Here is a 14,702-nt window from a genome sequence, read left to right on the forward strand (position 1 = left end):
CTCCGACGCGTCAGGTGGGTCGTGCGAGGGTCGTCGCTCACGATCAGAACTCCCCGTTGATGACGTCAGCGAGCCGCTGGCGGTCGAACAGCCGTTCGCTCTCGGGGATCTCCGGGTACTGATCGACGGAGAAGCCCGGCCACTCGCCGAACAGGTCGGGGTAGAACTGCTTGGCGGTCATCTCCAGCTGGAAGAGGTTCATGACCGGGCCCTGACGCGGGTTCCCGGACGCGTAGAGGCGGTCGTTCTCGACGGCGATGAGCTGCGAGCCGACGCTGTGCGAGCGGATGGACGCCTTCGTCTCGGGGACGTCGTAGTACGAGGAGATCCCGTGGTTCATGATGATGACGTCCGGGTCGGCGTCGAGCATCGCCTCGTAGTCGACGAGCTTCCCGCCGTACTCGCCCGTCTGGATGTCCGCGAAGACATCGTTCGCGCCGAGCGGTCGCGTGTGTGCGAAGAAGTAGCCCGGCTGATTGAGCTTGTGGACGTAGAACGCGTCCTCGGAGAGCCGAGGGTACACCATGCCGACGGTCGGCCGCTCGCGCTCCGGCGGAAGATTCGCCTCGACGTCGCGCATGAGGCCGCGCTTGAGGCTGTGCAGTTGCTCGAAGCGCTCCCGCTCTCGGAAGACGGCCGCGTACTTCGACGCCAGCTCCCAGAGCGTGTAGTACTGATAGCTGTCCCGGTACGCTTCGGGGGGCCGTCGGTGCTTGCGGCTGTACATGTTCCCGAAGAACGGCCCGACGTTCTCCTCGACCTCGCGGAGGTCGGACTGGCTCCAGCCGTCCAGCGTGCTGAGATACGCGGGGTCGACGAAGTGGACGTCGCTGTCGAGTTCGTAGAGTTTCTCCTTCGCGTACTCGCCCGCCTTCTCCAGATCCAGCCAGTCCGTGGACACGTCGAGCGTCGAGTAGTAGTATTCGAGCGAGGGCGTCGTCGTCGACGGACTGGACGTCGACGTCGCGGCGCTCCCGTGACCGATCGCGGCCATGATGTCGAGGTAGTTCGTCGAGCCCGCCAACACGTCCTGCGGGACGGTCTCGAACGTCACGTCGCCCATCGGTGCCATCGTCACGCTGTACGACGCGTCGGCGTCGGTCGTGGTGTCCTCGGTCGTGGCGGCATCGGTCGTCGTCGACGTCGTCGACTCGGCTCCCCCGGATCCCGCACATCCGGCGAGCAGGCCGCTCCCGAGCGCCAGCCCGCCGTACGTCAGGTAGTCGCGTCGCGTCGGTTCGTTCCTTGCCATATTTTTAGGCTTGCCTAATCCTGTATAACCCCTTCGGTTTCACGGACGCGACGCGCCGGCCGTCGAGCGTGTCGCTCAGTACGGCGCGCCGCAGCGCGGGCACATCGGCGGGCCGGCGTCGGGGAGCGCGAGGCCGCAGTTCGGACACTCGCTGTCGGGGGCCGCGATCGCCTCGGCGGCGTCGGCGGTCGTCCGGCGGAGGCCGTCGACCGAGCCGAGATCGTCCGCGTCGCTCGCGTCCGCGTCGACGAGCGCGAATCGGGCGCGGGCCGCGACGCATGGGTCGTCGTCGCGGCGCGTGGCGAGGGCGTCCGGGGGCGCGTCATCGGCGTCCGAACGCGCGAGGAGACCGAGGGCCTCGGCGGCGCGGGCGCGGACCCACGGGGCGTCGTTGTCGAGCGCGTCGCCGAGTGCGTCCCGCGCGTCGGCGAGGGCGTCGGGATGCTCGCAGCCGATGGCCGCGAGCGCCGTGCAGAGGTGATAGCGAGCGAGGGCGGCGTCGGCGTCGAGGTGGCGAGCGAGGCGCCCCGCGTGGTGGCGGAGCCGTGAGGGGTCCCCGAGCGCGACGCGCTCGACGGCGAGCGCGAACCGCCCCGCGACGTCGTCGTCGGTGGCGTCGTCGAGGCCGAGAAGCAGGTCGGCGACGATCTCCGGCGTCACAGCGTCGGACGGGTATACGCCGGCGACGCGGCCGATCGCCTCGGCGCTCCGCGCGCGGACGTAGCGGAACTCGTCGGGGTCGGCGAGGCGCTCCGCGAGGTCGGGGACGACCGGCCGGACGTGTGCGGGAGTGGCGTCGGCGAGCGCGGCGAACAGTTTCGCGGCGATCAGTCGGACGGCGCGGTCGGTGTCAGTGAGGAAGGCGGTGAGATCGGAGACGACGGGGGCGAGCGTGTCGGGGTGGTCCGCGGCGCGATCGCGGAGAGCGCGGAGGGCGTCCTTTCGCACGTCGACGTCGGCGTCGCGGCACCGCTCGAGTGCGGCGACTGCGTCGGCCTCGTCGTCGGTGTCGAGGGCGGCGAGCAGGCGATCGGTCAGCGGTTGCGATCCCATTACCGCGATGTCCCGGACGCGTGCGCTTCGTCTCTTCGGTCGATGGCGCGCGTCGACGCGTCGGCCGTCGAGGTACCCGACCACGGCGGGTGAGTCAGCGACGGGGGTCGGCGCGGCGGTCAGGCACGGTGTTTATGCGGTGGCGCTCGTAGTGCGAATCGTGTACGACGACATACTCGTTCCGACGGACGGGAGCCCCGAGGCGGAGGCGGCCGTCGAGCACGCCGTCGACATCGCGGCGACGTACGGCGCGCGGATCCACGCGCTCTACGTCGTCGACACGAGCGCGTACGCCACGCTAGACGCGACGGAGACGGTCGTGGAGGACTTGGAGGACGAGGGTGAGGTTGCGGTCGAATACGTCACGGCGGCCGCGGAAGACGCGGGCGTCGAGGCGCAGGGGTCCGTTACGACCGGAAACGTCCACGAGTCGATCACGGCGTACGCGCGCGCCAACGACATCGACCTCATCGTCATGGGGACGCACGGTCGCCGCGGGCTCGACCGGGTGCTCGTCGGGAGCGTCACCGAGCGCGTCGTCCGGACGGCGGACGCGCCGGTGTTGACGGTGCGGAGCGGGGCGGACTGAGGCGTCCGAGAGCGCGGAACGCGGTTAGCGACGTCGGCCGTCGCCGTCGGTCCGCGTGTACGCCGACGCGACGACCAGACTTCCGAGGGCGCCCGCAGCGCCGACGCTCGCCGCACCGTGCGTGCCGACGAGCAGTCCGAGCGCGCAGCACGCGACGCCGAGCGCGGCGCAGAGCGCGAGCAGGGACTCGACGGCGCTGGCGGCGGCGCGCGCCGGTACCGCCGGCGGATCGGGTAGCCGGTTCCACGCGGACGATTTCATAACGTTTTATCGTTGTGTATATGGGAACGGATCTCATTGGGTGGGGAGCTACAGCCGAACGGTCACATGTACATCCCGTTCTGGGTGTCGTAATCGCCGAGCGCCTCCTCGCCCTCGGCGGCGGACGCGACGCGCTCGGCGAGCTTCCCGTAGTACTCGCGGAGTTGCTCGCTCAACGCTTCGAGCTCGCTCTCGTCGACGTCGAAGCCGTAGACGGTTTCGAGGGCCGTGAGCAACCGAAGCGAGGCGTCGACGTCCGGTCCCGGCGGGTGCGTCGGGGTGATGTAGACGCCGACCTCGGGCGCGGCGCCGTCGAGGCTCCGAGTGACGAGTTCGCCGGCGACGCCGTCGAGGAAGCCGTTCGCCAGCGGGCGGAAGACGTCGTCGGGGAGGCGATCCGTCCGGTAGCCGTCAGTCGCGACGTGAAAGACCGCGTGTTCGTCGGGTCCGTGGGCGAACGGGACGCCGTGGAGGACCGCGATCTCGTCGACGCCCTGCGTCTCCGCCCACGCGAGGAGAGTGTCGGCGTACGAGCGCGCGGCCCCGAAGGGGACGAACAGTTCGCCGACGAGCACGGACAGCGGGGCGTCGTCGAGGGTGTACAGCCGGCTGTGGTGGCGCGGGACGCCGGCCTCGAAGGGAGCGATGGCCGGGAGGTCGTCGGTCGAGACGTGACCGGTCCGTTCCGAGTCGAGGTGGCGAACGAGGTAGTCGGCGGACGTGACACCCGCGAGCCCGGGATGCGTCTGGCCGACGACGAGGGTCGTACCGGTCTCGTGTCCCGACTTCGTCGTGACGTCGAACGAGGACTGTGGCATGTAGTAGAGGCGTCGGCGGCGACGACCGTAACTCTACCTCCCGACGCCGGGGAGATTGGCGAAATCAGACCGCGGCGATCGACGAGCGGTGAAAGACCGTCTCGCGCCGCTACGGGGTTCGACAGCCGGGTTCGCGGTGCTCACCGTCGTCCTGACGGCCTGTCGATCGCGGACGCCGCTCAACGTCGCGGGCCCGCCGAAAGAAGGAGGGATTACTCCCAGTTGTGGAGGGCGTCGCGGAAGATCGCGGCGACGTCGGCCTTCTCGACGGGCCGGGGGTTGCAGCGCAGGAGGCGCGCCTGCGTGTCGACGGTCTGGCTCGCGAGCCAGTCGATGTCCTCCTCCTCGATCCCGGCGAGTTCGTTGAGGCCGCTCGGGAGGACGTTCAGGTCTCGCTGGAGCTGGACGTACTGGGATTTGAGTTCGTCGGCGGCCTCCCGATCGGTGAGGCCGGTCGTCTCGATTCCGAACAGTTCGGCGAGGTCGGCGAAGCGAGACGGATCGCTCGCGGAGTTGTAGTCGATCGTGCTCGCGGGCGTCAACACCGCGATGGTCTCGCCGTGGTAGGTGTGGTACTTGTTTCCGACGGGGTAGGCCATCGCGTGACAGAGGCTCGCACCGGCGGTGAGGCCGGCGATGGCACCGAAGAGCGCACCTTGGAGCATGTTCGCGCGGGCGTCGAGGTCGTCCCCGTTGTGGACGACGCGCCGGACGTTCGAGGAGAGGAGATCGATGGCCTTCTCGGAGAACATCTCGGTGAGCGGCGTCCGCCCCGCGTAGACCGGCCGGTCCGCGGGGTCGTTCGGGCGGAGGAGGGAGTCGTACTCGTGGGTCGTGTACCCCTCCATGGCGTGTCCGAGAGCGTCCATCGCCGTACGCGCGGTGAGCTCGGGGGGGAGGGTCGTCGTCAGCGTCGGGTCGAGGACGGCGGCGTCGGCGCGGACGTGCGCGCTGGAGATCCCCTCCTTGATCTCCTTCTCGGGGACCGAGAGGATGGCGACGGGCGAGATCTCGGAGCCGGTCCCGGCCGTCGTCGGCATCAGGACGAGGGGCGCGCCGGACGTCTCCAGGGGCTCGCCGGAGCCGGTCGGTTCGGCGATGTAGTCGAGGGGCTCGCCGCCGTTCGCGATGACGGAGCGCGTCACCTTCGCGGTGTCCAGACAGCTCCCGCCGCCGAGACCGACGTAGAAGTCGTAGCCCGCCTCGCCCTGTTCGTCGCGGACGAAGGAGATGCAGTCCTCGGTGGCCGCGACGGACGGCTCGCGCTCGCAGTCGTCGTAGACGTCGACGTCGAGGCCGGCGTCGACGAGGACGTCGCGGACCCGGCCGGCGTGTCCGACGTCGACGAGCGTCTCGTCGGTGACGAGGAGGCCGTGTGCGCCGTCGGGGACGCCGATGTCGCGGATCTGGTGGGGGAGTTCGGCGGTGGCGTCGCGCCCGAAGCGGAGCTCGGGGAGGCGGATGTTCCAGACGCTCTCCGGCACGAGGTCGTGATCGGCCGCGGAGACGGAGCGTTCGTACGCCATCTACGACCACCCCCCGCCGATCTCCGCGTACTGCTCGGGGTCGTGGCCGTAGACGACCTCCGCGTCGTGGCGCCGCTGGAGGTCGCGGATCGTCTGGAGGCTGTCGAACCAGTGTCGACCGCTCCAGAGGAGTTGGGCGCCGAGCGGCGTCCCGTTCTCGTAGTTCTCGGCCTGATAGACCTCGTCGCCGGTGAAGATCACGGTGCCCGCGTCGTCGAGGTGAACCATCGTTCCGGTGAGTCCCGGGGTGTGGCCGGGGAAGCGGATGAACTCCACGTCCTCGAAGTGCGTCTCTCTGTCCCGATGGAGCACCTGCCAGTTCAGGTCGTGATCGAAGTCGTTGAGGATGTAAGCGCCGCTCCCCTCGTCGGTCTTCGCGGAGTAGTACGCGAACTTGATCTCCTTCTCGTGGACGTACACCGGAACGTCCGTCCCGTCGAAGTGATGGAGACCGCCGGCGTGGTCGAGGTGGAGGTGGGTTTGGAAGACGGCGTCGATGTCGTCGAGGTCGTAGCCGGCGTCCGCGAGGTCCCCCGCAAGCGTGTGCTCGCGGACGTCGTGCGGGTAGAAGGCCTGCTTCAACTCCTCCGGCCACGCGCCGTCGAGCGCCTCCTCGTGGTTGCCGGTGTCCCAGAGGATCGTCGCCTCCGGATGGTCGATGACGAGGTTGTACACCGGGATCTCGACGTAGTCCGTGTCCGGGTTCGGTTCGTCGTGGCTCCCGAGCGTGTTCCCCTCAATGAGGTAGTTGAGGTCGCATTCGAGCCCCCCGCGATCGATGACGTCGATGGTAGCATCCACCATATCGAAAGATCGTTATGGTAGGTGATCAATTTTTTGTCGACTTTCGGCGGGCGGGGGTGCGACATGCACTGAACGAGCACGGCGAAAACGGTACGCGGAGAAGCGCGAGGGGTAAGACGAAGCGAGACGTCGTCGCGGTCGGCGGGCCGGCCAGCGGGACGCGCGGCGGACGCCGTCGGGATCGCGCTCCCCGCGTGAATCAGGCCGAGGTCTCGTAGTAGTCGCCGCTCTCGTCGTAACGCGCGTCGCGGATCCGTCGGCGCTGGTCGTCGGAGAGCGAGATGTCGACGGCCCCGAGGTTCTCGGCGAGCTGGTCGGTGGTGCGCGCCCCGACGATCGGGACGCAGGTGAACGCCTCGCGCTCGACGAGCCAGCGGAGCGCGACCTGCGCGGGTGTCGCGTCGAGTTCGTCCGCGACCGCGCGGATCGCGTCGAGGACGTGCCACCCGCGCTCGGAGACGTAGTAATCGGAGAACAGCTCGTCGAGTTGGCCGCGCGATCCCTCCGGGGCCTTCACGTCGTACGTCCCCTGCCCCGCCCGCTCGTACTTGCCGGTGAGGAAGCCGCCGGCGAGCGGGGAATACGGGCAGACCGCGAGGTCCTGATCGGCGCAGACGGAGAGGTAGTCGGCGACGTCGCGCTCGTAGGCGGCGTGATAGAGCGGCTGGGTGACGTCGAAGCGCTGGTAGCCCTCGGTATCGGCCTTCCAGAGAGCCTTCGTGAGCTGCCACGCGGCCATCGTCGAGGCACCGAGGGAGTGCACTTTGCCCGCATCGACGAGAGCGGTGAGCGCGTCGAGCGTCTCGGTGATCGGCGTCTCGTCGTCCCAGCGGTGGATGTAGTAGACGTCGAGGTAGTCGGTGCCGAGGCGATCGAGCGTCCCCTCGATCTCGGCGCGGATCGTCTTCCGCGAGAGGTTCTCCTGGAAGCGCGACTCCTGCGTCCAGTAAACCTTCGAGGCGAGCACGTAATCCTCCCGGTCGCGCTCGTCGAGCCACTCGCCGATCCACGCCTCGGAGCGACCGTCGCCGTAGCCGTTCGCGGTGTCGATGAAGTTCCCGCCGGCGTCCGCGAACGCGTCGAGCAGGTCGTGGGCTTGTTCGCGGTCCGTCTCGACGACGCCGTCGGACTCCTTGCCGAATCGCCACGTGCCCAGACAGAGCCGCGAGACGTCGACGCCCGTCGCGCCGAGTTTGGTGTACTCCATGGTATCGGGTCCGCCCGGCGGGCGGATCAAATCACCGGTCGCGGCGATCAGTCGTCCGCGACGGCGAGCGCGCGACCGGTCGCGTCGTCGCAGTCGTGATCGAAGAGGTCGTCGAGAACGGCGAACTCGGTGTCGCAGACGGCACAGCGAACGTCGCCGACGGTCGCGGTCGTCATCGGGCGACCACCCCGTCGGTTCCGCGAGACCGCCACAGAGGCCGGTCGCGGACGACGGCCGGGACGGACCGGCCGAGAGTGGTGTCCGTGCGGGGCGTGGTGTCGACAGCCGTGAACGACGTCGTCACGTTCACCGCTTGGTGGGTGGGGTATGTAAGTGTATCCCACGGTTCGGGGGACGAACCCGCCGGACGCTCCGACCGACCGGTCTGCGAGAACGCACCATTCAGTAATACTGCGCAGTACACTCAGACAGTATGTCCAATGTGGATGGTTCGGGCGGCGGGACCGTCACGGGTACCGATCGTCACGCGACGAACCGACGCGGAACGAGCCGCCCGATCGATCGAGGGAAGGGGGATGGCGGGCCGGTGTGTAGCCGATGTCGACCGCGTTCCGACGGGGCGCCCGTCGAGCGAAGAGAGCCCACGCCCGACGACGGAGAGTCGCGTGCCGAAGCCCAGAATGGCCGTCCGAAACGTCCAGTGCTCTCGTCTCGCCGTCTCACCGATCGGGGGCGATCGACGCGTCGCCGGTCGGCGGCCGGAGCGATCCGGCAGCAGTTTTTATCTCTCGTCGGCCAGAGACTAGAGTATGGAAGCGAAGAAATTCCTCTTCTGCTCGCTCGACGCAGCGCTCATCACGGACGTTGCGTGGCAGGTCCACCGGGAGGGCCACGACGTCAAGTACTACATCGAGGCGGAGAGCGATCAGGAGATCGGCGACGGGTTCGTCCCGAAGACGGAGGACTGGGAGGCCGAAGTGGAGTGGGCGGACGTCATCGTCTTCGACGACATCTGGGTCGGCTCCGACATCGGGACCGGCGCGCTCGCACAAGAACTCCGCGAGCAGGGGAAAGCAGTCGTCGGTGGCACTCCCAACACCGACCACCTAGAGGAGGATCGGGGCTACGCGATGGAGATCCTCGAAGCGCACGGCGTGAACACCGTCGAACACCACATCTTCGACGACTTCGACGAGGGAATCCGGCACGTCCGGGAGAACCCCGCACCCTACGTCATCAAGCCGCTCGGCGAGGTCCAGAACGTCAAGCGCCTCCTCTACGTCGGTGACGAGGACGACGGAAGCGACGTCGTCGACGTGCTCAAGGCGTACAAGAAAGCGTGGGGGCACCGGATGAAGGGGTTCCAACTCCAGCGGAAGGTCGAAGGCGTCGAAGTCGCCATCTGCGGCTTTTTCGACGGCGATCGGTTCATCGATCAGGTCAACTTCAACTTCGAGCACAAGAAGCTCTTCCCCGGAAACATCGGCCCGTCGACGGGGGAGATGGGGACGTCAATGTTCTGGGGCGGCCGGAACAGGCTCTTCGAGGAGACGCTGGGGAAGCTCGAAGGGTGGCTCGCTGAGGAGGGGTACGTCGGGAGTATCGACGTCAACTGTATCGTGAACGAGACGGGGATCTACCCCTTAGAGTTCACGCCGCGCTTCGGGTATCCAACGATCGCCCTACAGGAAGAGTCCTTCGAATCCCCGACGGGGCAGTTCTTCTACGATCTCGCGCACGGAAACGACCCGATCCTCGAAGTACACAACGGCTACCAGGTCGGTGTGCGCATCGTCCTCCCGCCGTTCCCGTTCGACGACGAGAAGACGTACGACGAGAGCTCGCGGAACGCTGCGGTCGTCTTCGACGACGACTCGCGCGACGGCGTCCACTTGGAGGACGCGAAGAACGTCGACGGACAGTGGCGCGTCGCCGGCGAGTCCGGCATGCCCCTCGTCGTCACCGGGAAGGGGGAGACGATGCGGCGGGCCCGCGAGCAGGCCTACGAGCGCATCGACCGGATCGTGATGCCGAACATGTACTACCGCGACGACATCGGCGAGCGCTGGACGGACGGTGACGGAGATCGCCTCCAAGCGTGGGGGTACCTCGGACCGCGATCGTAGACCGGGGATCCGTCGCGGCGAAGCGAAAAAAGCCGAAGAGCGGAAACGGCGGCGACGCGCGGCGAACGGGAGACGAACGACACGTCGTCCCGCGTGGCCCCGTCAGCGAGACGGCGCGCGGATCAGCACATGTTCGGCGGAATGACGTCGCTGTACTCCTCCATCGGGGTGAACTCGGTGTTCTGACGCGTCGCGCCGATGAAGTCGACCTCGATCTGGCCGTCGCTGGCGCGGAAGGTCGTGTCGCCGAAGACGGACTGCCAGTTCAGGCCGCCGAGGGCGTTGACGACGTCGTCCCCGTCGGTGCTCCCCGCCTGCTCCATCGCCTTGGCGAGCGCGCGCAGGGTCTCGAAGCCGCTCCCACAGGGCGCGTTCGGCAGGAGGCTCGTGCTGTCCGAGGGGTAGAGCTCCTTGAACGTCTGGTTGATCTCGCTGTCGCTCGTGGGGTTGTAGAAGGTCGTCCCGTACCAGCCGTCGGCGGCGCCGCCGACGGAGGCCTGAACGATCTGGTTGACCGGCTTCCCGGAGTTGAACATGAGGATCTTCTCCTCTTTGAGGTTGTAGTCCTGCGCCTGATTGATCAGCGTGATGGCGAGGCTGGCCGGCATGACGCCCGTGATGAGTTTGGCGTCGCTGTTGAGTAGCTCGGAGATGTACGAAGAGAGGTCCTGCGTCCCGAGGGGAGCCAGCGTCGTCCCGGTTACCTCCCCGCCCTCCTCGCTGAGGCGCTCGCGCAGCAGCGAGAGGTTGTTCTGCCCGAGGGAGTAGTCGGCGGCGAAGAAGTGCATCCGCTTCGGGTCGAAGTCCCGATCGATGTGGTCCGACAGATCGTTGATGAAGTCGACGCCGGCGCTGACGGCGTGCCGGTTGCTCGGCCAGATGAAGAAGGAGTAGTCCGAACAGTTGTCGCCTTCACGCGCTTCCGTGGCGGACGCCTGGGTCGGGAGGATCGGGATCTGCGCTTCGTTCTTGATGTACGGGACGACGGACGCCGTCGAGGAGCTAAGCGAGGGGCCGATGATCGCGTCGACGTCCTCCTGCGTGACGAGCGAGCGCGCGCCTTCGAGGGCGCCCGAGGGGGTGGACTGCGTGTCGCGGACGACGAGTTCGAAATCGGAGCCGAGGATCTGCCCACCGAGGTGTTCTTTCGCCATCTCCGTCCCGCGCCGGACCTCCTGTCCGGTCGTCGGCGTCGCGCCGCTCAGCGGGGCGAGGATACCGATTTTGGCACTGTCGTTACCGCCACCACCGCCGCCACCGCCGCCGCAGCCGGCGAGGGCGGTCGCGGCGGCCGTGGCTCCCGCGGCTTTGAGGAACCGACGCCGTCGCACCGAGCTCTGTTCATTATTATTAGCCATGGTGTGGGTTACGAGTCGTGCCCCGAGTTTATAACGCTTCTGTATCCGGGAAGGCGCGGGACGGCTACTCGCCGTCGCGCCAGCGCTGCAGCAGGCCGACGAGGCCGTCCGGAAGGACGAAGACGAAGACGATGAAGAGCGCGCCCAGGATCAACAGGTACCCCTCGGGGATCACCGTCCCGAGGTAGGACTCGAAGATCGTGAGGGCGAACGCGGCGACGAACGGCCCGAAGAAGGTACCGAGGCCACCGATGACGACCCAGATCGTGACCTCACCGGTCAGGCTGAAGGCCATGAGCGACGGCGAGGCGATCCCGACCGTCGCCACGTACATCGCGCCGGCGATGGAGGACACCGTGGCGGACATGACCCACGCGATGAGCTTCTCGCGGTCCGTGTCGTAGCCGAGGTACCGCATCCGGACCTCGTTCTGCCGCGTCGCGTGGAGGACGTCGCCGTAGTCCGACGAGAGGATCCAGTAGAGCAGCCCCGCGACGACGACGACGCCGAGGAGCGCGAAGTAGTAGTAGGGGACGGTCTGCGAGAGGTCGATCCCGAACACGGTCGGCGCGGTCAGGTAGCCGAGCCCGTTCGACCCGCCGGTGAGCCACGTCGTGGTGTAGGTGAAGTCGTGGACGAGGACGCCGAACGCGAGCGTGAACAGGACGAAGTAGACGAGTCCGATCCGGCGCTTGATCGGCCCGTAGCCGATCAGGAGCGCGATCACCGCCGCGAGGACGATCGCGGCCGGGAAGCCGAGCCAGAACGACGAGCCGTAGTCGACGACGAGTTTCGCCACCGAGTACGCGCCGATCCCGAAGAATGCCGCGGGAGCGAGCGTGAACAGCCCCACGTAACCGAGCGCGATGTCGACGGAGATGGCGAACAGCCCGAGGATGATCGCCTGCGTGGCGATGCTGAGGAGGTGCTGTTCGCTGACGAGCGGGAGGATCGCCAGGAGGACGACCGGAACGAGCAGCCACCGCCTCGTCTCCGTGAAGTAACGCCGGAGTTCGGCGACGGTGCTCATTCGAACACCTCCGGCTTCCCGAAGAAGCCACGTGGCTTGTACAGGATGAACACCATCGCGGCGACGAAGACGCCGAGGCGGACGTACGTCGGTTGGAGGAACAGCCAGCCGAACGCGGTGATCTGACCCACGATGAGGCTCACGAGCAGCGACCCTTTGAAACTCCCCATACCGCCGACGATGATGACGAGGAACGCGAGGATCATGTAGCTCATGCCCATGCCGGGCGAGACGGACGTCACGGGCCCCGTGAGGCCGCCGGCGAGTGCCGCGAGTGACGCCCCGATGACGAACGTCAGGGTGTAGACGTGTGCGGAGTCGACACCGAGGATCTCGGCCGTTTCGGGCTCCGTCGCGGTCGCGTGGATCTCCATTCCGAGGCGGGTGTACGAGAGCAGGGCGCCGATGCCGATGGCGACGACGGCGCCGACGAGGATGATGAGGAGGCGATGCTTCGGGTACGACGCGCCCATGACGCTCACCGAGCCGGGGAACGGCGCGGCGATCTGTCGGGCCTGATCACCGAACCGGAAGGAGAGGAGTTCCTCGATGACGACGTACATCCCGAACGTCCCTAAGAAACCGAGAAGCGGGCGCTCGTACACCCGGTGGAGGACGCTGCGTTCGAGGACGAGACCGAGGAGGGCGACCAGTACGACCGCGCCCGCGAGGCCCGCCCAGAAACTGCCGGTCGCGTCCGCGATCAGGAGCGTCCCGTAGCCCCCGAGCGCGACGAGGGCCCCGTGGGCGAAGTTGATGAGCCCGATGAGGCCGAAGATGAGGGTCAGGCCGCTCGCGACGAGGAAGATGATCATTCCTTGGCTGATGCCGTTCAACAGGTACGTGACGAACTCGCTCGACGTGAGGAGTGGTAGCTCGTACATTACGGCGTGGGTTGTGTGTCGTTGTCCATCAGTGGTTCACGAGGGGTGGAGCGACGAGCGTCCGTGTCCCGACGTCGCCGTCCGAGGTGGTTTCGATAGTCATTATCTTTCGTATTGGGGTAGAGGTGATGCCACACCATATTATGTCTTCTGTTAACTGCCGCGATAGCGGCGTGCGGCCGTCCCTCAGACCGTTAGGTATTCGTCCTGTAGCTCCTCGTCGTCGAGGAGCGCCGCGTCGCCCTCGGCGACGATGCGGCCCGTCTCGATCATGTAGCCGCGATCGATGAGCGGGAGCATCCGCGTGATGTTCTGCTCGACGATCAGCACCGCGCGGTCGTCGGTGACGAGGTCCTCGAGGATGTCGATGACGTCGTCGATGATCGTCGGCGCGAGCCCCTCCGTCGGTTCGTCGAGGAGGAGGAGGTCCGGGTCGGTGACGAGCGCGCGACCGATGGCGAGCATCTGTTGTTCGCCACCGCTCAGCGTTCCCCCGCGCTGCGACTGGCGCTCGCCGAGGCGTTCGAACTGCTCGAAGACCTCCGCCAAGCGCTCCTCGCGCGTCGCCTTGTCGATGTCACGGGGCGCGGCGAGTTCGAGGTTCTCGCGGACGGTCAGCGCCGGATAGATCTCCCGGTCCTCGGGGACGTACGCGATCTTGTCCCGGATGATGTCGTGGGTCTCCCACTCCGAGATGTCCTCGCCGTCGTACACGATCCGGCCCGTCTTGCGGTCGATGCGGTTGACGATGCTGTCGAGCAGCGTCGTCTTCCCCATGCCGTTCCGGCTGAAGATGCCGACGACGTCGTTGTCGCCGACGTCGATGGAGACGTCGAAGAGGATCTGACTCTCGCCGTAGTAGGCGTTCAGCTCCTCGACGGAGAGCAGGTCACTCACCGAGGTACACCTCCTTCACCGTCTCGTTAGCGACGACGTCGTCCGGCGACCCGGTGGTGAGGATGGAACCGTTGTGGAGGACGGTGATGCGATCGGAGAGCGCGCGCACGAGGTCGATGTCGTGTTCGATGACGAGCATCGTGTAGTCGCCGCGCATCTCCTCGAAGATCTGACGGACTTCCTCGGTCTCGGACTGGTTGAGTCCGGCCGCCGGTTCGTCGAAGAGGATCACCTCGGACTCCATGGCGAGCACCATGGCGATGTCGAGGAACCGTTGTTCGCCGTGCGAGAGGTTCTTCGCGACGGTGTCGAGTTCGCCGTCCAGGTGCGCGATCTCGGCGACCTCCTCGATCTCCTCGGTGTAGTCCTCCTGGGGGGTGAACGCGCTCAGGACCGTCCGCTTCGAGTCGCGCGCCGCGAGCCGGAGGTGCTTTCTAACCGTCATCTCCGGGAAGTACTGGACGACCTGGAAGGACCGACCGATCCCCATGTTGGCGATGGCCGTCGGCGATCGACCGGCGATGTTCTCCCCCTTGTACGTGATCGTTCCGCGCGTCGGGGAGAGCTCGCCGGTGATGAGGTTGATCGTCGTCGTCTTCCCCGCGCCGTTCGGACCGATGAGCCCGTGGATCTCGCCGGGTTCGAGTTCCAGATTCAAGTCCTCGACGGCGACGAGCGAACCGAACTCCTTGGTCAGCCCCTCAATAGAGAGCACGGTACCACCGACCCAGCGGGGAGCGTTCGTCCGCCCGCCGTCCCGGAGTGGCGGACGAAAGCATCTGTGTGAGCATCACTGGTCCGTCCATTATCTTTCGGGGAGGTTAATGCTTTCGGGGTACGTTCGCTCGTGGCAATATAATAATAGTGCGTGATGGTGGACGGGCGGTCGATCGAGAGAGCGACCGGAGCGGCGGCCGACACCTCGACGATGCCGGC

General features: G+C 67.1%; 15 protein-coding genes. 2 read left to right on the forward strand and 13 right to left on the reverse strand.

The window, feature by feature from the left end:
- Positions 1–43 precede the first annotated feature (43 nt).
- Complete coding sequence (locus IEX91_RS04050; RefSeq protein ID WP_188877252.1) at positions 44–1,252, reverse strand: ABC transporter substrate-binding protein; 1,209 nt, start codon at positions 1,250–1,252, stop codon at positions 44–46.
- Positions 1,253–1,327: 75 nt separating this feature from the next.
- Positions 1,328–2,305: a HEAT repeat domain-containing protein gene (locus tag IEX91_RS04055; protein WP_188877253.1), complete on the reverse strand. Its 978-nt coding sequence runs from the start codon at positions 2,303–2,305 to the stop codon at positions 1,328–1,330.
- Positions 2,306–2,465: 160 nt separating this feature from the next.
- Between IEX91_RS04055 and IEX91_RS04060 the strand changes: the two genes are divergently transcribed.
- Positions 2,466–2,894 carry a universal stress protein gene (locus tag IEX91_RS04060; RefSeq protein WP_188877254.1) on the forward strand — a complete coding sequence of 143 codons (429 nt, stop codon included), beginning with the start codon at positions 2,466–2,468 and terminating at the stop codon, positions 2,892–2,894.
- A 24-nt stretch (positions 2,895–2,918) separates the two neighbouring features.
- On the opposite strand, the gene IEX91_RS04065 is transcribed toward IEX91_RS04060, so the two are convergent.
- The 6 genes from IEX91_RS04065 to IEX91_RS16460 all read right to left on the reverse strand — a co-directional run bounded on the left by IEX91_RS04065 (position 2,919) and on the right by IEX91_RS16460 (position 7,686).
- Positions 2,919–3,155: a hypothetical protein gene (locus tag IEX91_RS04065; RefSeq protein WP_188877255.1), complete on the reverse strand. Its 237-nt coding sequence runs from the start codon at positions 3,153–3,155 to the stop codon at positions 2,919–2,921.
- A gap of 62 nt (positions 3,156–3,217) precedes the next feature.
- Positions 3,218–3,973 carry a proteasome assembly chaperone family protein gene (locus IEX91_RS04070; RefSeq protein WP_188877256.1) on the reverse strand — a complete coding sequence of 252 codons (756 nt, stop codon included), beginning with the start codon at positions 3,971–3,973 and terminating at the stop codon, positions 3,218–3,220.
- 212 nt (positions 3,974–4,185) lie between these two features.
- Positions 4,186–5,499, reverse strand: coding sequence for a hydroxyacid-oxoacid transhydrogenase (locus IEX91_RS04075; protein ID WP_188877258.1), 1,314 nt, complete (start codon positions 5,497–5,499; stop codon positions 4,186–4,188).
- Entirely contained in the window at positions 5,500–6,303 is an 804-nt protein-coding gene (locus IEX91_RS04080) for an N-acyl homoserine lactonase family protein (RefSeq protein WP_188877259.1), read from the reverse strand.
- 199 nt (positions 6,304–6,502) lie between these two features.
- Positions 6,503–7,510 carry an aldo/keto reductase gene (locus IEX91_RS04085; RefSeq protein ID WP_188877260.1) on the reverse strand — a complete coding sequence of 336 codons (1,008 nt, stop codon included), beginning with the start codon at positions 7,508–7,510 and terminating at the stop codon, positions 6,503–6,505.
- A gap of 47 nt (positions 7,511–7,557) precedes the next feature.
- On the reverse strand, positions 7,558–7,686 hold the full coding sequence (locus IEX91_RS16460; protein ID WP_268238660.1) for a hypothetical protein: 129 nt from the start codon (positions 7,684–7,686) through the stop codon (positions 7,558–7,560).
- 594 nt (positions 7,687–8,280) lie between these two features.
- On the opposite strand from IEX91_RS16460, the gene IEX91_RS04090 reads away from it, so the two are divergent.
- Entirely contained in the window at positions 8,281–9,597 is a 1,317-nt protein-coding gene (locus tag IEX91_RS04090; protein WP_188877261.1) for a phosphoribosylglycinamide synthetase C domain-containing protein, read from the forward strand.
- Positions 9,598–9,719: 122 nt separating this feature from the next.
- Here the strand turns inward: IEX91_RS04090 and IEX91_RS04095 are convergent, their stop codons facing one another.
- From IEX91_RS04095 to IEX91_RS04115, 5 genes are all read right to left on the reverse strand, one after another.
- Positions 9,720–10,955 carry an ABC transporter substrate-binding protein gene (locus IEX91_RS04095; RefSeq protein ID WP_188877365.1) on the reverse strand — a complete coding sequence of 412 codons (1,236 nt, stop codon included), beginning with the start codon at positions 10,953–10,955 and terminating at the stop codon, positions 9,720–9,722.
- A gap of 64 nt (positions 10,956–11,019) precedes the next feature.
- Positions 11,020–11,985, reverse strand: a complete 966-nt coding sequence (locus IEX91_RS04100) for a branched-chain amino acid ABC transporter permease (protein WP_188877263.1) — start codon at positions 11,983–11,985, stop codon at positions 11,020–11,022.
- On the reverse strand, positions 11,982–12,869 hold the full coding sequence (locus IEX91_RS04105) for a branched-chain amino acid ABC transporter permease (protein ID WP_188877264.1): 888 nt from the start codon (positions 12,867–12,869) through the stop codon (positions 11,982–11,984). The genes IEX91_RS04100 and IEX91_RS04105 overlap by 4 nt, the downstream gene beginning before the upstream one ends.
- A gap of 186 nt (positions 12,870–13,055) precedes the next feature.
- Complete coding sequence (locus IEX91_RS04110) at positions 13,056–13,766, reverse strand: ABC transporter ATP-binding protein (RefSeq protein WP_188877266.1); 711 nt, start codon at positions 13,764–13,766, stop codon at positions 13,056–13,058.
- A complete protein-coding gene (locus IEX91_RS04115; protein WP_188877267.1) occupies positions 13,759–14,481 on the reverse strand; it encodes an ABC transporter ATP-binding protein in 723 nt (240 codons plus the stop codon). Before IEX91_RS04115 ends, IEX91_RS04110 begins: the two co-directional genes overlap by 8 nt.
- Between the last annotated feature and the right edge of the window lie 221 nt (positions 14,482–14,702).

The organism is Halarchaeum nitratireducens, from assembly GCF_014647155.1.
GTDB classification, from domain to species: domain Archaea; phylum Halobacteriota; class Halobacteria; order Halobacteriales; family Halobacteriaceae; genus Halarchaeum; species Halarchaeum nitratireducens.